The 20,847-nt window shown below is 67.7% G+C and carries 22 protein-coding genes; 8 read left to right on the forward strand and 14 right to left on the reverse strand.

All coding sequences use genetic code 11. The features are described from left to right. Window position 1: 1 nt before the first annotated feature. From purM to AB4Y91_RS00600, 3 genes are all read right to left on the reverse strand, one after another. The gene (gene purM, locus AB4Y91_RS00590) at window positions 2–1,171 is read right to left on the reverse strand and encodes a phosphoribosylformylglycinamidine cyclo-ligase (protein WP_441416654.1); all 1,170 of its coding nucleotides are present in this window, start codon (window positions 1,169–1,171) and stop codon (window positions 2–4) included. Next, window positions 1,168–2,889 (reverse strand): amidophosphoribosyltransferase, encoded by a 1,722-nt coding sequence (gene purF, locus AB4Y91_RS00595; RefSeq protein ID WP_441416655.1) that lies wholly within the window; start codon window positions 2,887–2,889, stop codon window positions 1,168–1,170. Before purF ends, purM begins: the two co-directional genes overlap by 4 nt. Before the next feature lie 76 nt (window positions 2,890–2,965). Continuing rightward, window positions 2,966–3,292, reverse strand: coding sequence for a hypothetical protein (locus AB4Y91_RS00600; RefSeq protein WP_441416656.1), 327 nt, complete (start codon window positions 3,290–3,292; stop codon window positions 2,966–2,968). A gap of 196 nt (window positions 3,293–3,488) precedes the next feature. Here AB4Y91_RS00600 and AB4Y91_RS00605 point away from each other — a divergent pair, with 196 nt between their 5' ends. Continuing rightward, entirely contained in the window at window positions 3,489–4,337 is an 849-nt protein-coding gene (locus tag AB4Y91_RS00605) for a class I SAM-dependent methyltransferase (RefSeq protein ID WP_441416657.1), read from the forward strand. Between the two features lie 102 nt (window positions 4,338–4,439). Here AB4Y91_RS00605 and AB4Y91_RS00610 read toward each other — a convergent pair whose 3' ends face one another. The 3 genes from AB4Y91_RS00610 to AB4Y91_RS00620 all read right to left on the reverse strand — a co-directional run bounded on the left by AB4Y91_RS00610 (window position 4,440) and on the right by AB4Y91_RS00620 (window position 7,613). Further along, a complete protein-coding gene (locus tag AB4Y91_RS00610; protein ID WP_441416658.1) occupies window positions 4,440–5,387 on the reverse strand; it encodes a hypothetical protein in 948 nt (315 codons plus the stop codon). 168 nt (window positions 5,388–5,555) lie between these two features. Further along, a complete protein-coding gene (bcp, locus tag AB4Y91_RS00615; protein ID WP_175322394.1) occupies window positions 5,556–6,035 on the reverse strand; it encodes a thioredoxin-dependent thiol peroxidase in 480 nt (159 codons plus the stop codon). Window positions 6,036–6,152: 117 nt separating this feature from the next. Next, entirely contained in the window at window positions 6,153–7,613 is a 1,461-nt protein-coding gene (locus AB4Y91_RS00620; protein ID WP_441416659.1) for a chitinase, read from the reverse strand. A 294-nt stretch (window positions 7,614–7,907) separates the two neighbouring features. Between AB4Y91_RS00620 and AB4Y91_RS00625 the strand changes: the two genes are divergently transcribed. After that, on the forward strand, window positions 7,908–10,229 hold the full coding sequence (locus AB4Y91_RS00625; RefSeq protein WP_441416660.1) for a glycosyltransferase family 2 protein: 2,322 nt from the start codon (window positions 7,908–7,910) through the stop codon (window positions 10,227–10,229). Window positions 10,230–10,273: 44 nt separating this feature from the next. Here AB4Y91_RS00625 and AB4Y91_RS00630 read toward each other — a convergent pair whose 3' ends face one another. Together AB4Y91_RS00630 and AB4Y91_RS00635 are read right to left on the reverse strand one after the other, a co-directional pair. Beyond that, a complete protein-coding gene (locus AB4Y91_RS00630; protein ID WP_441416661.1) occupies window positions 10,274–11,074 on the reverse strand; it encodes a hydroxypyruvate isomerase family protein in 801 nt (266 codons plus the stop codon). 28 nt (window positions 11,075–11,102) lie between these two features. Continuing rightward, complete coding sequence (locus AB4Y91_RS00635) at window positions 11,103–11,264, reverse strand: hypothetical protein (RefSeq protein ID WP_441416662.1); 162 nt, start codon at window positions 11,262–11,264, stop codon at window positions 11,103–11,105. A gap of 38 nt (window positions 11,265–11,302) precedes the next feature. Between AB4Y91_RS00635 and AB4Y91_RS00640 the strand changes: the two genes are divergently transcribed. Then, window positions 11,303–12,286 (forward strand): aldo/keto reductase, encoded by a 984-nt coding sequence (locus AB4Y91_RS00640; protein WP_441416663.1) that lies wholly within the window; start codon window positions 11,303–11,305, stop codon window positions 12,284–12,286. Window positions 12,287–12,313: 27 nt separating this feature from the next. On the opposite strand, the gene AB4Y91_RS00645 is transcribed toward AB4Y91_RS00640, so the two are convergent. Then, on the reverse strand, window positions 12,314–12,838 hold the full coding sequence (locus AB4Y91_RS00645; protein ID WP_441416664.1) for a DUF488 domain-containing protein: 525 nt from the start codon (window positions 12,836–12,838) through the stop codon (window positions 12,314–12,316). Window positions 12,839–12,927: 89 nt separating this feature from the next. Between AB4Y91_RS00645 and AB4Y91_RS00650 the strand changes: the two genes are divergently transcribed. Together AB4Y91_RS00650 and AB4Y91_RS00655 are read left to right on the forward strand one after the other, a co-directional pair. Next, a complete protein-coding gene (locus tag AB4Y91_RS00650; protein ID WP_441416665.1) occupies window positions 12,928–13,578 on the forward strand; it encodes a uracil-DNA glycosylase in 651 nt (216 codons plus the stop codon). Between the two features lie 50 nt (window positions 13,579–13,628). Then, complete coding sequence (locus AB4Y91_RS00655) at window positions 13,629–13,922, forward strand: hypothetical protein (RefSeq protein ID WP_441416666.1); 294 nt, start codon at window positions 13,629–13,631, stop codon at window positions 13,920–13,922. Between the two features lie 70 nt (window positions 13,923–13,992). On the opposite strand, the gene AB4Y91_RS00660 is transcribed toward AB4Y91_RS00655, so the two are convergent. Both AB4Y91_RS00660 and AB4Y91_RS00665 read right to left on the reverse strand, forming a co-directional pair. Beyond that, window positions 13,993–14,244 (reverse strand): hypothetical protein, encoded by a 252-nt coding sequence (locus tag AB4Y91_RS00660; RefSeq protein WP_441416667.1) that lies wholly within the window; start codon window positions 14,242–14,244, stop codon window positions 13,993–13,995. A gap of 530 nt (window positions 14,245–14,774) precedes the next feature. Then, window positions 14,775–15,611: an alpha/beta fold hydrolase gene (locus tag AB4Y91_RS00665; RefSeq protein ID WP_441416668.1), complete on the reverse strand. Its 837-nt coding sequence runs from the start codon at window positions 15,609–15,611 to the stop codon at window positions 14,775–14,777. Window positions 15,612–15,778: 167 nt separating this feature from the next. On the opposite strand from AB4Y91_RS00665, the gene AB4Y91_RS00670 reads away from it, so the two are divergent. The 3 genes from AB4Y91_RS00670 (at window position 15,779) to AB4Y91_RS00680 (ending at window position 17,972) form a co-directional block, all read left to right on the forward strand. Beyond that, window positions 15,779–15,940 carry a hypothetical protein gene (locus tag AB4Y91_RS00670; RefSeq protein ID WP_175322402.1) on the forward strand — a complete coding sequence of 54 codons (162 nt, stop codon included), beginning with the start codon at window positions 15,779–15,781 and terminating at the stop codon, window positions 15,938–15,940. A 157-nt stretch (window positions 15,941–16,097) separates the two neighbouring features. Further along, window positions 16,098–16,937 (forward strand): GIY-YIG nuclease family protein, encoded by an 840-nt coding sequence (locus AB4Y91_RS00675; RefSeq protein WP_441416669.1) that lies wholly within the window; start codon window positions 16,098–16,100, stop codon window positions 16,935–16,937. Between the two features lie 114 nt (window positions 16,938–17,051). Next, on the forward strand, window positions 17,052–17,972 hold the full coding sequence (locus tag AB4Y91_RS00680; protein ID WP_441416670.1) for a 2-hydroxyacid dehydrogenase: 921 nt from the start codon (window positions 17,052–17,054) through the stop codon (window positions 17,970–17,972). A gap of 1 nt (window position 17,973) precedes the next feature. On the opposite strand, the gene AB4Y91_RS00685 is transcribed toward AB4Y91_RS00680, so the two are convergent. The 3 genes from AB4Y91_RS00685 to AB4Y91_RS00695 form a co-directional block, all read right to left on the reverse strand. After that, a complete protein-coding gene (locus AB4Y91_RS00685) occupies window positions 17,974–18,711 on the reverse strand; it encodes a VOC family protein (RefSeq protein ID WP_441416671.1) in 738 nt (245 codons plus the stop codon). Window positions 18,712–18,761: 50 nt separating this feature from the next. Continuing rightward, entirely contained in the window at window positions 18,762–19,583 is an 822-nt protein-coding gene (locus tag AB4Y91_RS00690) for an MBL fold metallo-hydrolase (protein WP_441416672.1), read from the reverse strand. A 187-nt stretch (window positions 19,584–19,770) separates the two neighbouring features. Next, window positions 19,771–20,823 (reverse strand): S66 family peptidase, encoded by a 1,053-nt coding sequence (locus AB4Y91_RS00695; protein WP_441416673.1) that lies wholly within the window; start codon window positions 20,821–20,823, stop codon window positions 19,771–19,773. Window positions 20,824–20,847: the final 24 nt, after the last annotated feature.

The following is a 20,847-nucleotide window of genomic DNA, read 5'->3' on the forward strand; positions in this document are numbered from 1 at the left end:
GCTAGGCGTAGGCGTTGACCATCCGGACGGCGCCGCCGTCGACGCCCTTGGCGCCCTGGACGTAGTCCGGGCCGGACTTGAGAACCGAGTCGGAGTTTTCCCCGACGGTGCCCATGATCCACGACGGCAAGCCGCGGGCATTCAGGTGGTTCACGGCGGCGTCGGCGGCCTCGGGGGAGACGATCGCGACCATGCCGACGCCCACGTTGAGGGTGCGCTCGAGGTCGGCCAGTGGGACGTTGCCCAGCTCGGAGACCAGCTTGAAGATGGGCGGCAGCTCCCAGGTGGCGCGGTCCACTGTGGCCAGCAGGCCCTGCGGCAGGACACGGGCCAGGTTGGCGGCCAGTCCGCCGCCGGTGACGTGGCTGAAGCCGTGCACGGCCCGGCCGGCAGCGGAGCCGTCCACCGGGAACGTGCGGGCCAGATCCAGGCAGTCCGCGGCGTACACCCGGGTGGGCTCCAGGAGCTCCTCGCCCAGGGTGCGCTCGAATTCGGAGACGTGGCGGTCCAAGGCCCAGCCGGCGTGGTTGACGACGCGCCGGACCAGCGAGTAGCCGTTGGAGTGCAGGCCGGAGGAGGCCATGCCGATCACCACGTCGCCGGCGCGTACGCGCTCCGGACCCAGCAGCGAGTCGGCCTCGACCACGCCGGTGGCGGCACCGGCGACGTCGTACTCGTGCTCACCGAGCAGGCCCGGGTGCTCGGCGGTTTCGCCGCCCACCAGGGCGGTACCGGCGACCGAGCAGGCGGCCGCGATGCCGCGGACAATGTCGGCGATCCGCTCCGGGACCACCTTGCCGCAGGCGATGTAGTCGGTCATGTAGAGCGGCTCGGCGCCCACCACCACGATGTCGTCCACCACCATGCCCACGAGGTCGAAACCGATGGTGTCGTGGATGTCCATGGCCTGGGCGATGGCGACTTTGGTGCCGACGCCGTCGGTGGAGGTGGCCAGCAGCGGCCGCTTGTAGGTGAGCAGCTTGGAGACGTCGTACAGGCCGGCGAAGCCGCCAACACCGCCGATCACCGAGGAGTTGTGGGTCGCCTTGACGGCGTCCTTCATGAGTTCGACGGCGCGGTCGCCCGCTTCGACGTCGACGCCGGCGGAGGCGTAGGTGATGCCGGTGTTCTGGGCGTCGTTCATGTCAGCGGCCGTGGAGGCGGAAGTCATACTGGCTCTTTCTTGTCGGCATCAAGCTTGTCGGCGGGTACGCGGTCGGCGTCGGTGAGCAGTTCTTCGAACTCGGCGTCGGGCCCCGGATCGCAACCCGTGGCGCCGGCCTTCTCAGCCGGATCCTCGTCGGCCGGGATGGCGGCGTCGGACGCCGCGTTGGCGGCAGCGTCGGCCGCGGGAATCCCGGCGGCCGCGCTCCCGGGCGCTGCGGGGGCCGCCGTGGCGGGCAGTCCGACAGGCTGTCCGACAGAGTCGGGGCGCTCCAGCAGGTTCTTGCCGAGCTTGTCGGCGCCGGGCAGCTCGATCGGGTACTGCCCGGTGAAGCAGGCCGTGCACAGGCGTTCGCGCGGCTGCCGGGTGGCGCCGATCATGCCGTCCTCGGAGATGTACGCGAGCGAGTCCGCGCCGATGGCCTGGGAGATCTCGTCGATCGTGGCGCCGTTGGCGATCAGCTCAGCGCGGGAGGCGAAGTCGATGCCGTAGAAGCAGGGCCACTTCACCGGCGGGGAGGAAATTTTGATGTGCACGGCCGCGGCGCCGGCTTCCCGGAGCATCCGCACGATGGCGCGCTGGGTGTTGCCGCGGACGATCGAGTCGTCCACCACCACCACGCGCTTGCCGCGGATTACAGACTCCAGGGCGTTGAGCTTGAGCCGGATGCCGAGCTGGCGGAGCGTCTGCGAGGGCTGGATGAAGGTGCGGCCCACGTAGGCGTTCTTGACGAAGCCGTGCGCGAACGGGATGCCGGATTCCTCGGCGTAGCCGACGGCGGCCGGGGTGCCGGATTCCGGCACGGGGATGACGATGTCCGCTTCCTGGGTGTTCTCGCGGGCCAGTTGGCGGCCCATTTCCACGCGGGATTCGTACACCGAGCGGCCGGCAATCGCGGCGTCCGGGCGGGCGAGGTAGACGTACTCGAAGACGCAGCCGGCCGGCGTCGGCTCGGCGAAGCGCTGGGAGCGGACGCCCTGTTCGTCGATGGCGATGAATTCGCCCGGTTCGATCTCGCGGATGAAGCTCGCGCCGACCGTGGCGAGGGCGGACTGCTCGGACGCCACCACCCAGCCGCGCTCCAGCCGGCCCAGGACCAGCGGGCGGATGCCGTAGGTGTCGCGGGCAGCGTAGAGGGTGCCTTCGTCCATGTAGACGAAGCAGAAGCCGCCCTTGATCTTGGGCAGCAGTTCCAGCGAGGTCTGTTCGAGGGACTTGCCCTCCTCGCCCTCCAACAGGGCCGTGACCAAGGCGGTGTCCGAGGTGTTGCCCTGCTTCATTTCGCCGGTGAGCTGGCCGCCGTTGCGGTCCACGATCATGGCCTTGAGCTCGGCGGTGTTGGTGAGGTTGCCGTTGTGCGCCAGGGCGACCGTGCCGGTGGCGGTGGCGCCGAGGGTGGGCTGGGCGTTGGCCCAGTGGCTGGCGCCGGTGGTGGAGTAGCGGCAGTGGCCGACGGCCAGGTGCCCGGTCAGGGTGTTCAGCGTGGTCTCGTCGAAGACCTGGGACACGAGCCCCATGTCCTTGTAGACGTTGATCCGCTTGCCGTCGCTGGTGGCAATACCAGCCGACTCCTGACCGCGGTGCTGCAGCGCGTACAGCCCGTAATAGGTGAGTTTTGCTACCTCTTCGCCGGGAGCCCAGACCCCGAAGACGCCACATGCGTCCTGCGGGCCTTTTTCGCCAGAGAGAAGGTCATGAGAAAGTTTTCCATCGCCGCGTGCCACTGGTCGATTATCTCACGTTGTGCGCTAGGACTTTTCCGGAGGCCGGTTTATGACCTGCCGGCCGGCCTTCGCCTGCTTAGGCGCGGTCCTCGCCGTCGGTGTCCGGAACAGAGTCCGGGACGGACTCGACGACGGCGCGCTCGGCGCGGCGGACGCTCAGCCGGTCCAGCACCAGTGCGACGGCGGCGCCCAGGATGGCCCCGCCCGCGATGCAGAAGGTCAGGAAGAAGCCGAAGACGGAGTTGGCGTCGTAGCCCTCGTCGGCCGGCAGGCCGTAAGCGATAACGGCGGCCACTACGACGCCCAGCAGGCCGCCCAGGATCAGGAACGGGACGTATCTCGGAGCGCGGCGGACGGTGACGGAGCGGCGTTCGGGCGCAACGGGGGTGTCTTCAGGAGCCATGCCGTTAAGCCTACTGCCCGCGCGGGCGCTGCTTTTTCGCCGGGCATTTTCGCGCCGTTTGCGGACCGCCGCTGTGGGGATCCGCGGCGCGGAGGACCGATTCCGTGGCGGAAATCCGGGACCCTAGCGGGAACTCGGGCGGCGGAGCACACTAGGGGGCGGGGGAGGGTGCGGTCCGGACTTTTAAGGACCTACCATGGCAGTTGCAGCGGACAGTATCCGGGACCGGCAGCGCATCATCTGGGACCAGTTCGCGGCAGGCTGGAAAAAGTGGGACGCGGAACTGCTCGGCTGGCAACGCCCTTTCGGCGACGCCGTGATCAAGGACGCACGGCTCCGACCGGACTCGATTGTGCTCGATGTTGCGTCGGGCACCGGCGAGCCCGGGCTCACGGCGGCCGCCCTGGTGCCCGACGGCGAGGTGGTGCTCACCGACATCTCGGCCGGCATGCTGCACGTGGCCGAGGAGAAGGCCTCCGCCCAAGGGCTGGCCAATGTGAGCTTCAACGTATGTGATGCCGCGGAGCTGCCCTTCGAGGACGCGACGTTCGACGCCGTCCTGTGCCGTTTCGGCTTCAACTACTTTCCCGACATGCGGGGCGCCGTGCGGGAAATGGTGCGGGCGGCCAAGCCCGGGGCGAGGATCAGCGCGGCCGTCTGGGGCCGGACCGCGGAAAACCCCTGGGCCGCCCTCGTCCTTGGCTCACTCGCTCAGCATGCGGAGCTGCCGCGGCGGCCCGATGTCATGCCGGGGCTGTTCCGTTGCTCCGCGCCCGGCTTCATGACCCGGCTGTTCCGGGATGCCGGCTTGGTGGACGTGGCCGAGCACAAGGTCAGCACGGACCTGGTGCACGACTCCCCGGACAGCTACTGGGAATTCATCACTGATATCGCGGCCACGGTGGCCACGGGCCTGGCGAAGGCGGACAAGGAAGCGCGGGCGCTGATCCGCTCCGATGTCTTCCAGCTGCTGGGACGCTACGAGCACCAGGGCGCGCTCAGGCTCCGGTCAGCGGCGACGATCGTGGGGGGCACCAAGGCGTAGGCCCTGGGCCGCGGCGTTTCCGCGCCGGTTTCGGACTGGTGCGCCCCGGATCCGGGGAGCGGCTGACCGGAACCGGCGCGGATTTCCGATGCCGGCGCGCCATCACCGGCGGCAGGCCGGCTTGGTCAGCCTCGGGACCCCGTGGGAAGTGAGAAACGCGGCGAATTTCGCCGGCCCGGAGATCTCGGTCCAGGTCCAACGGATAACCCGCCGGCCGGTGGCGCGTATCCGGTCCTCGCGGGCCTTCTCGTCGATGACGACTTCGGAGGTGGTCCGTCCCTGCAGGTATTCGGCTTTCTGGTACTTGACCAGGCCGTCGAATTCCCCGCACAGCCCCTGCTCCGGCCATTCGAAGTCCGTGTAGGCGGCCAGTCCGCGGGCATCGCGGATGGGGGTTTGCAGCCGAGGGGGCTCGAAGCCCAGCCGATACATTAGGGCACGGCTCACCGATTCGCCGGGTGATCCCGATGCCGGGTCTGCGAAGTCGATCGCGGCCCGGATTCTGCGCACCGCTGCCGCGCTGTAATCGGCTCCGATGCCGCCGTCGAGCTCCTCCTTGCTCAGAGCGGGCAGCCCCGGCTGCGGACGCAGCACGTGGTCCAGCACCGCGACGGCCTGTTCAAATGACTCGAACGCCGCCAGATCCAGGACGGTCCGGAGCCGCCCCGTGACCAGCAGCCCCCGGCGCTCTTCGACCTGCAGGGTCAGCGGATCGGTGTAGTGCCGCCGGACACCCGCCCGCGAGCGGCCGCCGCCGTCGTCGGACGTGCAGGCATGCACCAGCGTGGGGCGGCCCAGCACCGGAAGGTCCCACAGCGCGGCCGAGGACTTCCGGCAGAACACGGTACGGCTTTGCAGCGTCGACGCGGCCGCCTGGATGAGGAGCGTGTACCGGTTCCAGCTCGGGAGCGCGTCCCATGCCACCGACTGAACGTAGACGCCCCGCCTCATGCGGCGCAGCTCGCCCGCCGCTGCCCGGCGGCACAGCTCGCGCGCGTCCCGGCCGAGCCGTGCCGAGTCGCTGCTGAGAATGAGTCGGGGAAGTTCCATGCCGCGATGCTCTCCGGCCGCCCGGTCGTCGGCAACGGGCACGACGGCGGATGTGGACAAGTCCGGCTGTGGCTGCGGATTTTCGCTGCGCTTTCGGACGCAGGCAGGCCGGATCGGGTGCGCGCCTGTCCGAAACCGGCGCGGATTTCCTAATCCGCGGCGGAATTCCTAGACGCCGAGTTCGTCCTTGAGCGCGGCGACGTGGCCCTCGGCCTTGACCTGGTACTGCGCCAGCTTCACCTTGCCCTCGGGATCGAGGACGACGGTGGAGCGGACGATGCCCTCGGTGATCTCGCCGCGGACCAGTTTCTCGCCCCAGGCGCCGTAGGCGAGGGCCACGGCGTGGTCCTCGTCGGCCAGCAGCGGGAAGGTCAGGGCGAAGTCGCCGGTGAAGTGCGCCAGCGCCTCGGGGGCGTCCGGGGAGATGCCCAGGACTTCATAGCCGGAGCCCTGCAGGGAGGCCAAGCTGTCGCGGAAATCGCAGGCCTCGGTGGTGCAGCCCGGGGTGGCGGCCTGCGGGTAGAAGTACACGATGACGTTCTTGCCGCGGTAGTCGGCCAGGGAAACCGGCTTGCCCTCGGCGTCGGGCAGCGTGAAATCGGGGGCCGGGGTTCCGGGCTGAAGCTTGACGGTGAGGTTCTGGCTCATGGGAGAGTCCTTCGCTTGGAGGGCGGCTGGAAGTTGGTCTGTGATGCACAACATTCCGGGCGGATCCGGTATTCCGCTGGGCCGCCGCGGACATTGCGCGCCGGCCGACCACCCCGGCTACTTTGCCGCGGGGGACTGGATTTGGGCTGGTGTCAGCTTCATCCAGGGCGAGTCTGGCGCGCCTTCGAGCATGGCCTGAGGGCTGTCCGACTGTGTCCACCACTTGGCTTCGAAGGCGTAGCCGTCGAACAGGATCCGCGAGCCGCGTTTGTAGACCGTCGTCGAGGACCATTCCGGGAACGTGCCGGCGGCGACAGTGGTCCGAGGGCTGGGGCGGTCGCCGGGAAGCACGGGGCCGATGAGTTTCCAGGGAACCGTGGCGCCCTGGTCCACGGGGTTGTCCGGGCTGTCGCCCTGGGTCCACCACTTGGCCTCGTAGACATTCCCGTGCCACACGATTCGGTCGCCGCCAACGTAGCGGGCCGACTCGTTCCAGACCGGATACGGGCTGGTGGAGGGGTCATCCGTGACGGTGGGGCTGGGGCTGGCGGAGGGCGGCGCGGTCTGGGCGGCGGCGAAACCCGTGGGGATCACGTCCGCACCCAGGACGGTGGAGAACAGCGCGTCGCCCTGGTTGATGCCGCTGCAGCTGTCGGAGACTTTAGCCACGTTCGGGTAGTTGCTCCCGCAGGTACGGTCCCGGTTGAGCGACCACATGGACACCCGGCCCACGCCCTTGGACTTGGCATAGGCGTTGAGCGCGGACGCGTCGTCGAGCGTAAAGACTTCTCCCGCAACATCGTTTTGTCCGATCATCGGGGTGATCCCGAGCCGGCGCCAGGCCGTGTCCGATCCGATGTCCTGGCCGTTCGCGCGGTACAGGGTCTGCAGCTGGGCGTGCGCCGCCTCCGCTGCGGACGCGGACGCGTCATACATGGACTGGCCGGCCGGCTTGCTGCCGCCAAAGTCCATGGTCATGATGTTGACGCCGGTGACGTCGACGCCGGCGCGAAGCGTCCGTGCGACGACGTCGCGCCCCGTCTGGGTCAGCCCGGCCGGATCGGCAGGGAGGGTCAGCCACACATCGAGAGTCTTTCCCATCTTCTTCCGGTCCGCCTGGAGCGCCGCCACGGCCTGGGCCCGGCGGTCGACTGAGGCTGTGTCGGCAAGGGCGGTGCCCTCGATGTCGAGGTCGATGGAGCTCACGTCGTAGCGCTCCACAACATCGCGGTAGGCGCCGGTGAGACGGGCCGGATCGGTGCACCCAACGGACAGCTCGGTGTTGATGGCGCCGCCGAAGGAAATGGACACGGCTCCGCCGGACTGCCGAAGCCGGGCGATCCGCCGATCCAGGTCCAGCTCTGCTTCGGCCGCAGTAAGGCTGTACGCGGCGCCCCACGACGGCGCGCAGGGGTCACCCTTGTCCGAAACAATGAACGACAGGACCACGCTCTTGGCCTCGGGAGTGGCCGCGGACTCAAACGAGTACCGCGGCGTGGCCGTCACATCCACATAGCCGGAGAAGACCGAAGGAATTGAGGAGGCCGCGTTTGCGTCCTGGAATGAGCGAAGACCCAAAATAGAGCCACCCGTAAGGGCAGCGACAACAAGCAGCAGAATTCCGAGCCGCAATTTGGAAAGGCGGCGCCCGGGAAAGCGGTTCGACACAGGTATACCCCACTACTTGTCAACGTTTTTACTGCCCCGGCCGCGTGGATCGCGGCCCATCGAAGTACTTTCCAGCCATCTGATGATCACTGGTAAATAGTTAGGGGTCGTGCGCTTAGTATAAGGGCAGGTCAGGACCCGATTTGACGGGAGGATGACCTCCTGTGTGTCCGCTGGGGGCACGCATGACGTGGATGGGGATGCATGTCTAACCTTTTGGCCAATTCGCGGCCGGATGAAACTACGGCCGATGACGAGAGTGCAAAGAGCCGTAAGCGCCAATGGGGTGCGGAACGGCGCTCGGAGCCGTTGGCAATCGTGCACCCCGAACCCTCGCGCCGGAAAATTATTCTGGGCAGGGTCGGCATTCTTGTTACGGTGCTGGCCTGGGTCGGCTATGTGGTGACCACAGTGCTCAGGGCGCTGGTCAATGACCCGACGGCGGGATTCAGATTCCGGGCGGAAGCGGTGTCGTATGTCGTCGTCGTAACATTCCTGACGTTTTCTGCCCTGATGTACCTCCTGGCCCGGCAGGGTGCGCTGAACCGGTTCCGTGAGCACCGCAGGGTTCCCCGCGGAGAGCTGGACCGCCATTTCGTCGATTACGACAAGGCCGTCACCGTGCTTGTGCCCTCGTATGCCGAGGAACCGCAGGTTGTCCGGGCCACGCTGTGGTCCGCCGCGCTGCAGGAATTCCCGGACCTGTCCGTCGTCCTCTTGCTCGACGACCCGCCGTTCCCCGCGGACCCTCAGGACCAGGAGCGGCTGCAGGCGACACGGGAGCTCGCCGCCGGTATCAACCGGGCCCTCCACGAGCCGGCCAGCCGCCTAAACGCCGCGAGCGACTCGTTTAACCTCCGCGCCAGCAAGGGCAAGGCCGCCGGCGGACTGCCGGCGCTCATCGCCGAGTACGAGTACGCCGCGGACTGGATCGAGGCCATGGCCGAGACGGAACGGGTGGATGACCACGTCGATGAGTTCTTCGTGGACCTCGTCCTCATGGGCCTCGCCCGTGAACTGCGGCTCGTCCTGACGGCCCTCCACGCGGCTCAGGCGCAGGGCACGGAGCCGGAGGTGCCCCGCATGCGGGAGCTGTACGCCCGGCTGACCTGGATCTTCAACGCCCGCGTCTCCACGTTCGAGCGCAAGAAGTACGCCAGCCTGTCGCACGAGGCGAACAAGGCCATGAACCTGAACGCTTACTTGAGCCTGATGGGACACCGCTGGCGGAGCGAACACACCGCCGACGGCACCGTGCTCCGGCCGTCCACCGTGCCGGCGGGCGATGACCTCATCGTCGAGGACAGCACCTACGTCCTGACCCTGGACGCCGATTCGCTGCTGCTGCGGGACTACTGCCTGCGTCTGGTCCACTTCCTGGAATCGCCCGGAAACGAGCGGGTGGCCGTGACCCAGACGCCATATTCGTCCTTCAGGGGTGCGCCCACCCGGATCGAACGTGTCGCCGGCGCCACCACCGACCTCCAGCACGTCCAGCACCAGGGCATGACGCGGTACGGGTCCACCTTCTGGGTCGGCGCCAACGCCGTCATCCGCAAGGTCGCGCTGGAAGACATCGTGGAAGTCTCCGCCGAAGGCGGGTTCGAAGTGCGGACCTATATCCAGGACCGGACCGTGATCGAAGACACCGAATCGAGTGTGGACCTGGGCCGCGAGGGCTGGGAACTCGTCAACTATCCGGAACGGTTGAGCTACAGCGCCACACCCCCGGATTTTGGTTCCCTCGTGGTCCAGCGCCGGCGGTGGGCCAACGGCGGCCTGCTGATCCTGCCGAAACTCTGGGACACGATCCGGCACCGCCGGGGCACCGACCAGGCCATGCGTAGCCGGGAAATCATGCTCCGCGTCAACTACATGGCGTCGATCACCTGGGCGAGCTTCGGGCTGCTGTTCCTGCTGGCTTACCCCTACGACAGCAGGCTACTGAGCCCCCTGGTCTTTGCGGCGGCCCTGCCATACTTCCTGGCCATGGGCAGCGACCTGCGTGAATCCGGCCACCGCTTCAGCGACATCTTCCGGATCTACGGGTTCAACCTGGTGCTGATGCCGGTGAACCTGGCCGGCGTCATGAAATCACTGCAGCAGGCCGTCACGGGTGACAAGATCCCGTTTGCGCGGACCCCCAAGGTCAAGGACCGGACGGCCGCCCCGGCGATCTACGTTTTGGCGCCGTACGCCATTGTCGCGTTCTCCCTATTCACTGTCTGGCGCGATGCCATGCAGCAAAACTGGACCAATGCCGCCTTCGCCGCCTTCAACGCCGTTATGGCCGCGTACGCCATCCGCGCCTACATCGGGCTGCGGAACTCGGTTGTGGACATCTGGCTCGGAGTCCTCAACTGGCTCTACATCAAGCCAAAACAGGCCGCCCCCGCGGCTCCCAGCATCGTTCCCAAGACGCCCGAAGAGGTCAACTGGGAGGGGATCCTCTATTACGGCGACCGCCGCCTCAACCGCGACCTCCGCGGCGGCAAGGACCGGCGCAAGCGGGCCGGAACGCGCTAAGAGCGGCGCGCCGTCGCGGTGCCGGCTTGCCCGACGTCGGCCCCTCAGCGGGCCGCGGGCTGGCGGCGGGCCCAGTCGAACGCCGTGGCCGCGGCCGCCTGGTATTCCAGGCCGATGCGGCCCGCGTAACCGAGTTCGCGGCTGCGGGCGGTCCATGCCGCCAGAGGCAACTGACCGGTCCCGGGGGCTCCTCGACCGGGGGCGTCAGCGATCTGGATGTGGCCAAAGTCTTTGGCGTGGGCTTCGATCACGGCGTCGACGTCGTCACCGTTGACCGAGAGGTGATAGAAGTCGGCGAGCAGCTTGATGTTCCCGGCACCGGTTTCCTCCTTGACCCTGGCGATGACCCGGAGGGCGTCGTCGGCGGTGCGGAGCGGGTAGTCCGGGGCGCCGCTGACGGGTTCGAGCAGCACGGTGCCGCCGATCCGGGCCACCGCCGCGGCCGCCGCGGCCAGGTTCCGGACTGCCAGTTCGTCCTGGGCCTCGGGGGCGTGCCCCGCCTGCCGGTTGCCGTAGAGAGCGTTGAAGGACGTGCAGCCGAGCCGTCCGCCGATGCCGGCCACCACATCGATGTTGTCCCGGAACTCGTCGGACCGGCCCAGCCAGGACACCAGGCCGCGGTCGCCGGCGGGCATGTCGCCGGCGTTGAAGTTCAGGCCGACCAGCTGGACCCCCGCGTCCGTGATCGCGTGCTCGAACCGGCTGAGCTCGGCATCGCCCGGGACGGAGCTGGCGAACGGCCACCAGAACTCGACGGCGTCAAAACCGGCAGCCTTCACCGCGGCCGGGCGCTCCATGAGCGGCAGCTCGGCGAGCATGATGGAGCAGTTGACCGAAAAGGTCATGAGGGTTCCTTCAGATGCAGAAGCGGCCCTACCGCTTCGTGGGGTCCTTGCGGGCAGCCAGGCCGATCAGCGCCCCGACGGCCACCCCGATCAGGAGCCCGGTAAAAGGCTTGTCGGCCGTGGCCACGCCGATGGCAAAGCCGAGGGCAGCGCCAACCAGCATTCCGATCCACAGCCTCTCGTACTTCACAGCCTCAGGCTAGCAAGGCAACACCCTATAGTCGGATCATGGAACAAAGAATCTTGGGCAAGACCGGTCGGAACGTCTCCATCATCGGGCTGGGCACCTGGCAGCTCGGAGCGGACTGGGGCAACGTGGACCCGGCGCAGGCGCAGGCCATCCTGGCCGCCTCCGCGGAAGCCGGCGTCACGTTCTTCGACACCGCCGACGTCTACGGCGACGGCCGCAGCGAGCAGGCCATCGGCGCCTTCCTGGCGAACAACTCCGGCCTGGATATCACGGTGGCCACCAAAATGGGCCGCCGGATGGAGCAGCGGCCGGAAAACTACAACCTCGCCAACTTCCGCGAATGGACGGACCGGTCCCGGCGGAACCTCGGCGTCGAGCAGCTCGACCTGGTCCAGCTGCACTGCCCGCCCACCGCCGTCTACAGCAACGCCGAGGTGTACGACGCGCTGGACACCCTGGTGGCCGAGGGTGCCATCCGGAACTACGGCGTCAGCGTGGAACGGGCTGACGAAGCCCTCGAGGCCATGCGCCACGACGGCACCGCCACCGTGCAGATCATCCTCAACGCCTTCCGGCTCAAGCCGCTGGACGAGGTGCTGCCCGCGGCGGTGGCCGCCGGCGTCGGCATCATCGCCCGCGTGCCGCTCGCCTCGGGGCTGCTTTCCGGCAAGTACACGGCGGACACGTCCTTCGCGGCGGACGACCACCGGAACTACAACCGCGCCGGCGCGGCGTTCGACGTGGGGGAGACCTTCTCCGGCGTGGACTTCGGGGAGGGCCTCAAGGCGGTGGCCGAGTTCCAGGAACTGGTGCCCGACGGCGTCAGCACCGCCCAGGCGGCCCTCGCCTGGATCGCGGCGCAGGAGGGCGTCAGCACGGTGATCCCGGGGGCCCGGAACGTCGAGCAGGCCCGCGCGAACGCCGAGGCGGCGTCGGTCAGCGGCATTGACTCAACTTTCGACGTCGGCGTCCACGAAATCTACGACCGCTACTTCCGCGAATCCGTCCACCCGCGCTGGTAGGGGGCGGTCCGGTTGGCGCCCCGGCTGTCACTCCGCCGGGTACCAGACCCGGTGGCCGTCGACGCGGGCGAACGAGGTCAGGGTGTGGGGTTTGGCGGACTTCGCCGTCATGATGTCCAGCACCTCGGCATTGCGGACCAGGAGCGCGTCACCGATCAGCGAACGGTGGCAGCGCCACGGGACGGCTTCCGCGCACATGATCGCCGCATCGTTGCTCCGCCCGCGCTCCAGCAGCTGGCCGACGGCGGCGGAAAACTCCTCGGTCTGCATGTAGTCCGCGTAGCCCCGGAACGAGGCGTTGCGCCAGGCGCCATTGGCACTGTCCTTGGTGGTGTGCCGCAAACCGCCGAGGGATTCCATCCGCCGGTAGGTGATGCCGTTGGCCCGCACGCTCGCGGCGAGTGCGTCCGCGTTGAACTGCGGGTTGTGCCGCGACTTCGGGACGGTGCGGACGTCGATCAGCTTCTTAATGCCGTGGGCCTTGAGGATGCCGATGAATTCGTCGATGGGGTGAGTGGAGTGCCCCACCGTAAAGATGGTCGTGTCCGTCATGTCCCCATGCTAGGGCGGCGCCGGCGCCCGTGCGGAAGTTCCGCGGATAGCCTGGGTGACCCACGAGCCGCCAGGAGGGCAGGTCCGGAATGATTGCACCCTCCATCGAGGACTTTGTGCACCGGCTCGCGTCCGTGGAAACCGGGCCGGGGTGCGCCAACTTTTTCGACCACAGCGAGCCCGCGAATGAGCAGCGCCGGCGCAATCTGGCGATCTACCTGCAGGAACTGCGGGACCGTTCGCCCAAGGTGCTGCTGGTGGGGGAGGCCCCGGGTTTCAGGGGCATGCGGATCACCGGGGTTCCGTTCACCAACCGCCCCATTTTGGAGGGGCCAGCCAACGCTTTTGGCCTGTTCGGACCGGGCAAGGGCTACGTTCTGCCGCCGGACGCTGCGGGCATTGCCGCCGAGCCGACCGCGACGGTGGTGTGGGAGGTGCTGGCCGAGCTGGAGTTCCTTCCGCTGCTCTGGAGCGCCTGCCCGTGGCACACCCACGTGCCCGGGCGGCCCCTGTCCAACCGCACCCCCACGGCGTCCGAAGCGGCGCTGGGAACCCCCTTTTGGCAGGCGCTGAAGCAGGAATTTGCGATCGAGACGGTGGTGGCCGTCGGCAACGTGGCGCACCGCAGCCTGCAGCGCAGCGGGCTGGAAGTGCCGAAAATCAGGCATCCCGCCCACGGCGGCCGGTCCGGGTTCAAGCGCGGGCTGGAAGAACTGATCGCGTCGGACGCCGCCCGGTAAGGCTCCAAGTTAGTGTGGGAGAAGTCCATCCGCGGATGAAAGGCAGTGCAATGAGTGATCCGAATGAGCCAGGCAACGACCCCGCCGGCCTGCGCGGTCCCGGCGACCCCGACGCCGCGAAGGAGCGCCAGCAGCAGGGCGACCCCGACGACGTCGAGGCCCGCCAGCCGCACGCCGGGCCGGGCCACGCCGAGCCGGGCCGCGCCGGCAACATCCGCGAGGAACAGCAGACCCAGGCCGCCGGAACGGTGCCCGCGGCGTACATCGGGTCCGGCGACCCGACGTCGGACGACAAGCCGGAAGACGCCGTCGGCGCCGGCGGGTGGGACAACGACGAGGTCTAGCGCGCAGCACACCGGAAAGCCAAGGGAACCCCTTGGCTTTCCGGTGTATTGGCACTTTCGTGGAAGACGTTCAGTGCCGGAGCGTTGCCACCTCGCTCTTCTCCCAACGGGTCCAGTTGGACCAGTGGTTGCCCACGCGGACGCGGAACGAGACGAGCTGGTAAACCTTTTCCTCGCCGCGGCGGTCGGGGACGAAGCGGTAGCTGTGGACGGTCGTCGACTCGTGGCGCCGGTTGAAGGACTCCCAGAACGTTGAGCCGCCCAGGAAATCGTCGTGCCTGCGGCCGCGCTCGTCTTCATAGCGCAACTGCCTTATCTGCACGGTCCTGTTGTCCCGGCAGTCCACCTTGATGCGGAAATCGACCCATGGCTGCGGTCGGTGGGCCTCAACGGGTCGACGGTGCAGCCACCCTGGCGGGTCGACGCGTCAGCCGGTGCGGCCAAGGCGACGGGGCCGCCGATGAGCCCCAGGGTGATGGCCGAGACCAAGGTGAACTTGGCCGCCCGGGGGTGGGACGTGGTTGGTGATGTGGTGATGGACATTTCTTTGGTGCTCCTACTGGAGGATGCGGTTCAAGAGGGTCGGACGGCGTGTGCCCGTCACGATCACGCCGCGGTGGCACCGCAGTCGCGGTGGCACGTCCGTCCAGTTTCGATTAGCTCGCCCGTGCTAAAACGGGCGTCGGCCGGGGGGTCTGCGCCAGGGCATTCCCGGTACGTTAATCGTGCGCCTGTGGACCCGCATGCGCCAGCCCCTCCGACGCTTCCAGAAAACCGCTACGGACGCGGACGGGCGCACCCCGGACCCGAGGTGCGCCCGTCCTGAACCGGCGCGGAAACCGCCGCTGCGGCCTACTTGGCCAGGAACCCCAGCAGCACCTTGTTGACCTCGGCGGCGTGGGTCCAGAGCATCCCGTGCGGGGCGCCGTCGATCTCCACGTACTCCGCGTCCGGCAGGGCCTTGGTGAAGCGGCGGCCGGTGACGTCGATCGGCAGGATCCGGTCCGCGGTGCCGTGGACGATCAGGGCCGGGACGTCGATCTTGGGGATGTCGCCGCGGAAGTCGGTGAGCCAGGTGGGCTGCGCGGCAGCGGACGCCGTCGGGCCGCCCGCAGTGGCGAGGTTCCAGCCGGCCCGCATGACTTCCTCGCTGAGCCGCGGTGTGCCCAGGAAGGTGTCGCTGTTGTAGAAGTTCATGAAGAAGTCGGTGAAGAAGGCGTAGCGGTCGGCTGTGACCGCTTCCATCAGGCCGTCGAACACGGACTGCGGGACGCCGTCGGGGTTGTCCTCGGTCTGCAGCACGTACGGTTCCAGTGAGCCGAGGAAGACGGCCTTGGCCACGCGCGCCGAGCCGTAGCTGCCGAGGTAGCGGCCCACTTCGCCGGTGCCCATCGAGAAGCCCACCAGCACGGCGTCGTTGAGGTCCAAGCCGGTCATCAGGGTGTTCAGGTCGGCGGCGAAGGTGTCGTAGTCGTAGCCGTCGGTGGGCTTGCTGGACTGGCCGAAGCCGCGCCGGTCGTAGGTGATCACGCGGTAGCCGGCGGCCAGGAGCGCGGCGGTCTGCTTCTCCCAGGACGAGCCGTCCAGCGGGTAGCCGTGGATCAGGACCACCGGCTGCCCGGCGCCGTGGTCCTCGTAGTAGAGCTCGACGTCGGTGCTGTTCTCGGTTCCAACCTTGATGTATGCCATGAAGCGATCCTCTCGGTACGGTCTGAAGTCAGTGCGTGCGTCCCGTCGACGGGTCCCACTGTAGGAAACTAACGCCCTTGGGCGGAATGGTGTTCCATGAACTTGCGCAACATACCCCCCGGGGTATAGTGGAGGGGTAGACCCATACCGACAAAGGGAGACACCAGATGTGCCGACAGGTTGCATGCAAGAAGTGCGGCAAGACCACGTGGGCCGGCTGCGGCCAGCACGTGGACCAGGTCATGCGCGGCGTCAAGAGCGCCGACCGCTGCAAGGGCCACGCAGACGAGCCCAAGACCGGCTTCTTCGCCAAGCTCTTCGGCCGCTAGGCACTCCGGGACGCGGACGACGACGGCGGCCGGCACCTGCCGCCGTCGTCCGCGCCGGCCCTTCAAACCACTTTCCAAGGCGCGGAGCCGTCGGACCGTAAGCTAAGGCGTGACATTCACGAAAGTGCACGGCGTTCGTGCTTGAACGGGGGAAAGCATGAATAACGACGTCCTTGGTGAACTCCGACTTGGACATCTCTTTCACGCGGCGGGGCTCGTACCGGATGACGTAGTCGTTATCCGGCACACCCTCTCGTCGGATGGGCTGGCAAGCCAGAACGAGGCCGAGAGTCCGAAGCTGCTGACGTATACGCGCGAGCAGGGCCTGAACAACAAGCTCGGTAAGACCCCTCCGCGACTTTGGCTGAACTTCCTTGCAACCACGGGCCGTCGCGCCCGGTTCCTTACCGCGTATGAGAACCATGGTGAGGTCTTGGCAGAGCGCACCGAGAGATGTCGTTTCTTTGATCTGCGCCCCTCGCAGGTCTTCTCGGCGCACGAGCAGCGGCTGGTCATTGAGTGGACAGCCGATACTGTGAACTGGGCCAAGGCAGGGAAACACGCGCTAATGATGCCCGTAGTCGAAATCTCGGATCCAAAGACTGAACCGTTTCCGGGATTCGATTCACTTATTGTCAGCTTCGGGGAACTCCAGGCCATTGTCGAAGATGACCGCTATAGGCAGTGGCGGACAGCGCTCAGTTCCGTGCAGGGCATCTACCTCATAGCCGACACCAAAACCGGCAAGCTCTACGTAGGCAAGGCCGACGGCGCCGAGCGTTTTCTCGGGCGCTGGAGCGTCTACGCGAAGAATGGCCATGGGGGCAACGTTGCTCTCCGCGAATTAGATGGCCTCGATCTCGCTCACCGACACCACTTCCAATTCAGCATTCTCCAGGTTTTTTCGCCCAGCGCACCCGCAGCCCAGGTGGATGCCGCGGAAGTTCACTTCAAGAAGGCCCTGCTCACCCGGCGGTTTGGCCTCAACCGGAACTAAGGCTTGTTTAGGATCCGGATGCTGCTGTGCGGTATCCGTATTTTCTCGCGAAGAGTCTAGGAGCAGCCCTCCCGGGTCCGCCGTCGTCCGCGCCGGCCTACTAGGCTGGCAACTATGCCGAAGAAAATTACTGTCAGCCTGCCGGACGCAACCCTGCGTGAATACCTCCAGCCCCACCCGGATGTCACCGTCCTCCAGTGGGACCTGTCCGGTGAAGCGCCGCGGCCGAGCATTGACATCGTCGTTCCGCCCTACATGGGCGGCTGGTCCGCCTTGCGCGGGCTGGAAGGCGTGGAGACCGGGCTGGTGCAGAGCCAGTCGATCGGCTACGACGGCGTCGAAGAGGTGCTGCCCGCCGGCCGCGTTTTCGCGAATGCCGCGGGCGTCCACGAGGCGTCCACCGCCGAACTGACCCTGGCCCTGATCCTGGCCAGCCAGCGTGAATTCCCCCGGATGCTGAAGAACCAGCAGGAGGGCCGCTGGGAGAGCCGTCCCACCGCAAGCCTTGCGGACCGTCGCGTGATGATTGTCGGCTACGGCGGCGTCGGCAAGGCGATCGAGGACCGGCTGCTGGCATTCGAAACCACCGTGACCCGGGTGGCCAGCAAGGCGCGGTCCGATGCGCGCGGCCAGATCCACGGCATCGACGAACTGCACAGCCTGCTGCCGGAGCACGACATCGTGGTGGTGGTGGTCCCGCTCAGCGCTTCCACCCGCCACCTGATCGACGACGCCTTCCTCGCCGCCATGCCCGACGGCGCGCTGCTGGTCAACGTCGCCCGCGGGCCGGTCGCGGACACCGAAGCCCTGGTGAAGCACACCGCCTCCGGCCGGATCCGCGCCGCCCTGGACGTCACCGACCCCGAACCGCTGCCGCAGGACCACCCGCTGTGGGGCACCCCCGGCGTCATCATCAGCCCGCACATCGGCGGCGCCACCTCGGCCATGCGCCCGCGAATGGGCAAGCTGCTGCAGCGCCAGATCGAACTCATGCTCGCGGACGAACCGCCGGCGAACGTGGTGATCGGCGGCTAGCTCAGCGCGGGGCGAGGACGCAGAACTCGTTGCCCTCGGTGTCGGCCAGGCACACCCATGGCACATCGCCCTGGCCGACGTCGGCGTCGGTTGCGCCCAGAGCCCGCAGCCTGGCCACCTCGGCCGCGTGATCATCGCCGGGATACGGCAGCAGGTCGAGATGGACCCGGCCGGGCATGGTCTTTAGGGCCGGCGTGCGCAGGAACTCCAGATACGGCCCGACATCCGCAGCCGAACGCAACCTCGCGTGGTCGTCGGACACCTCGTGCAGGGTCCAGTCCATCGCCCCGCTCCAGAACCGCGCCATGGCCCTCGGATCCGCGCAGTTAACCACCACTGCGGCGACCGGCCCGGTATCCCGGTAGATCGCCCGGGGCTCCAGCACCCTGAACAGGTTGCCTTCCGGGTCGGCCAGGGCCGTCCACGGCACAAGACTCTGGCCTATGTCGGCGGGAGTCGCGCCGAGTTCCAGCAGGCGCGCGACCAGCTCTGTCTGATGGGCGGCCGAGGTGCTGGCGAGGTCGAGGTGCGCGCGGTACTGCACCGTCGCCGGATCCGGGACGGTGACGACGTCGATGCACACGGCCGCCGGGTCCGGCCAGGCGAAGCCCACGGGTTCAACATTGGTCACCCCGGGTCCCTCGCTGGACACGCCCCAACCGAGCGCTTCCGCCCAAAACCGGCCGAGCGCGGAGTCGTCCCGAGCCTTAAAATTCACCTGAACAAGTCGCAGCGCCATACCGCCAGATTTTATACACGCGGGGCTGGCCAGGACAGGCCCGGAGACGGCTACGCGGGCTTCGCGTTTTCCCCTCTTTGGGCGAGCTGTTGTACCTGCCCTTGATGCACGCCGGCCAGCCATTCCAAGGGAGCCGAGGGGCCCAGCCGCGGGTCATTGGGCTCAGCGCCGTCCCGCAAGGCCTCCACATACGCGCGATCCTGCTTGAGCCGCGCCCGCAGCTGCTCGGCTCCGCCGACTGAGCCGTGGCCGGGGACGACGGCGGCGACGTCGCCGGTGATGCCCTCGAAGAGCGGCAGGGCGGCGAGGTAGTCACCGATCGGATCCGCGGCCTTCAGATCGAGGAACGGCATCAGGATGTCGGAAAGCATGTCCCCGGCGACAAGGACGCCGCGATCCTCGATCAGCAGCGCGGCGTGGCCTGCGGCGTGGGCCCGATGCTCGATGATCCGGACTTTGGGGCCGTCCCAGGGAAGCCGCGCGGCGTCGGCAGGCAGGCCGGTGACAAGGCCGAGGAGTTCCATCGGGATCTCCCCCGCGAAGTCCGGCGGCAGCACTCCGGCTACGCGGGCCTTCCAGTCCGGCTGCGACAGCAGGTCCTGGATCGGTGCCGCGCAGCGGGCCGTGGCGTACCGTGGCACGTCGCCGAAGTCCGGGTGCCAGAGTACGTGGTCCCAATGCGGGTGGGTCGAAAAGCCTGCCACGACGGGCTGGCCCAACTCGCGAAGGTCGTTCGCGAGGTCCGCCATTTCGCCGCGCGTTATCCCGGGGTCGATGAGCAGCACACCGGCCCGGCCCTGAACGATGACGGAGTTGCTCTGCAGGAACTCACTCTGGTGAACCCAAACGCCGTCAGCGACTTGCTTCAGCACGGCATGCCTTCCGCTCGTGGTTGCTCCTGCTTCTCGAGACGGTATTCCGGGCGGGAGTGGTGCGCAAGGACTACAGAGCAGAACGGTCAGGATCGGCGCTCCTGCGAGGATGAACGCGATCCAACGCCCGGATCGCGGGCTTCGCCGCTTAGCCAACTTGGTCGCTGACTTTCGAGCTCCGCGACGCTTAGGAATAGTTCGCGGTGATCGTCTTTGCTTCGCCGTTGAGTTGGATCTGACCGCCGTAGGGGATGATCCACTGTGGCCGGGTATGCCCGAACGGGACCCCGATGCAGACGACGGCGTCCGGGTTGTATCGTGCGATTTCGGCGGCGGCCACATCCCGCTGTGCCGCGCGCAACTGAGCCCGTTCGACGGCGGGCGGGATCTGCCCGTGGCTGCTGACGGGTGGCCTGGCGACCATCACGCCGTCGACTGCCTCCAAGACACCACGCTCGCCGAGCGCTCGAATCCACCGCTTAACCCAGTCTGCGGGAGCCAGCAGTTCGCTGGTTTCGAGGAGCAGGATGCTGCCCCGGAGTGCGTCGAGGGCGGGCAGCCTGTCGGCGATGGCCAGCTGGTCGAGGACTTCGATACAGCCGCCCCATGTGGGACCGGAGACGGTGCATGCCGGACCCGTCCACGTCCAGGGTTCGGTGGGTTCGCGGTCGCCGTATTCGACGAGCGCCCGTGGCTCGAGCCAATCCGGCCCGAAGTCCTCTGATTCCCCCGGTTCGGTGACCTCAAGTTCGCCTCCGGTGAGCAGCGCCGCACGCAGGGAAGCGAGGTGGACGTCGTCCGCACCCGGCCCGGCGCCGAGGTGAACCTGGGTGGAACCGCCGTAATATGCGGGTATCCCAAGGGACCACAGCCAGTTGAGCAGATTGGTGTTGTCGCTGTAGCCGATGAAGATCTTCGGATCCGCTACGGCCGCCGCGGCGTCCAGATGCGGCACGACCGTGATCTGGTCGTCGCCGCCGATGGTCGCGAGAATCGCACGGATGCTGGGATCGGCGAACGCCGCATTGATGTCCGCCGCCCGTTCCTCTGGACTGGAACCGAGCTTGCGGGTCGTTGGGAACTCCACCGGTACCAGGCCCGTGGTCGCAATGAGGCGCCGCATGGCCTGCTCATGCACGGCAGGGGCGAATCCAGGCGCGGCAAAGGACGGCGAGAGAACCGCGACCCGATCGCCCGCGGTGAGCTTCGGAGAGGGCAAATTCAACTGTGAATGTTCCATCCGCTCATCGAACCAGACTGCGCG

Source organism: Arthrobacter sp. YAF16, from assembly GCF_052113385.1.
Lineage (GTDB): Bacteria > Actinomycetota > Actinomycetes > Actinomycetales > Micrococcaceae > Arthrobacter.

What these genes read in the sequence shown, in the direction of transcription:
- AB4Y91_RS00605 (WP_441416657.1), top strand. Translation starts at nt 3,489, where the DNA reads ATGGCAGTTGCAGCGGACAGTATCCGGGACCGGCAGCGCATCATCTGG.
- AB4Y91_RS00670 (WP_175322402.1), top strand. Translation starts at nt 15,779, where the DNA reads ATGTGCCGACAGGTTGCATGCAAGAAGTGCGGCAAGACCACGTGGGCC.
- AB4Y91_RS00650 (WP_441416665.1), top strand. Translation starts at nt 12,928, where the DNA reads ATGATTGCACCCTCCATCGAGGACTTTGTGCACCGGCTCGCGTCCGTG.
- AB4Y91_RS00675 (WP_441416669.1), top strand. Translation starts at nt 16,098, where the DNA reads ATGAATAACGACGTCCTTGGTGAACTCCGACTTGGACATCTCTTTCAC.
- AB4Y91_RS00645 (WP_441416664.1), bottom strand. Translation starts at nt 12,838, where the DNA reads ATGACGGACACGACCATCTTTACGGTGGGGCACTCCACTCACCCCATC.
- bcp (WP_175322394.1), bottom strand. Translation starts at nt 6,035, where the DNA reads ATGAGCCAGAACCTCACCGTCAAGCTTCAGCCCGGAACCCCGGCCCCC.
- AB4Y91_RS00695 (WP_441416673.1), bottom strand. Translation starts at nt 20,823, where the DNA reads ATGGAACATTCACAGTTGAATTTGCCCTCTCCGAAGCTCACCGCGGGC.
- AB4Y91_RS00680 (WP_441416670.1), top strand. Translation starts at nt 17,052, where the DNA reads ATGCCGAAGAAAATTACTGTCAGCCTGCCGGACGCAACCCTGCGTGAA.
- AB4Y91_RS00630 (WP_441416661.1), bottom strand. Translation starts at nt 11,074, where the DNA reads ATGACCTTTTCGGTCAACTGCTCCATCATGCTCGCCGAGCTGCCGCTC.
- AB4Y91_RS00610 (WP_441416658.1), bottom strand. Translation starts at nt 5,387, where the DNA reads ATGGAACTTCCCCGACTCATTCTCAGCAGCGACTCGGCACGGCTCGGC.
- AB4Y91_RS00640 (WP_441416663.1), top strand. Translation starts at nt 11,303, where the DNA reads ATGGAACAAAGAATCTTGGGCAAGACCGGTCGGAACGTCTCCATCATC.
- purM (WP_441416654.1), bottom strand. Translation starts at nt 1,171, where the DNA reads ATGACTTCCGCCTCCACGGCCGCTGACATGAACGACGCCCAGAACACC.
- AB4Y91_RS00665 (WP_441416668.1), bottom strand. Translation starts at nt 15,611, where the DNA reads ATGGCATACATCAAGGTTGGAACCGAGAACAGCACCGACGTCGAGCTC.
- AB4Y91_RS00625 (WP_441416660.1), top strand. Translation starts at nt 7,908, where the DNA reads ATGTCTAACCTTTTGGCCAATTCGCGGCCGGATGAAACTACGGCCGAT.
- AB4Y91_RS00655 (WP_441416666.1), top strand. Translation starts at nt 13,629, where the DNA reads ATGAGTGATCCGAATGAGCCAGGCAACGACCCCGCCGGCCTGCGCGGT.
- AB4Y91_RS00685 (WP_441416671.1), bottom strand. Translation starts at nt 18,711, where the DNA reads ATGGCGCTGCGACTTGTTCAGGTGAATTTTAAGGCTCGGGACGACTCC.
- AB4Y91_RS00600 (WP_441416656.1), bottom strand. Translation starts at nt 3,292, where the DNA reads ATGGCTCCTGAAGACACCCCCGTTGCGCCCGAACGCCGCTCCGTCACC.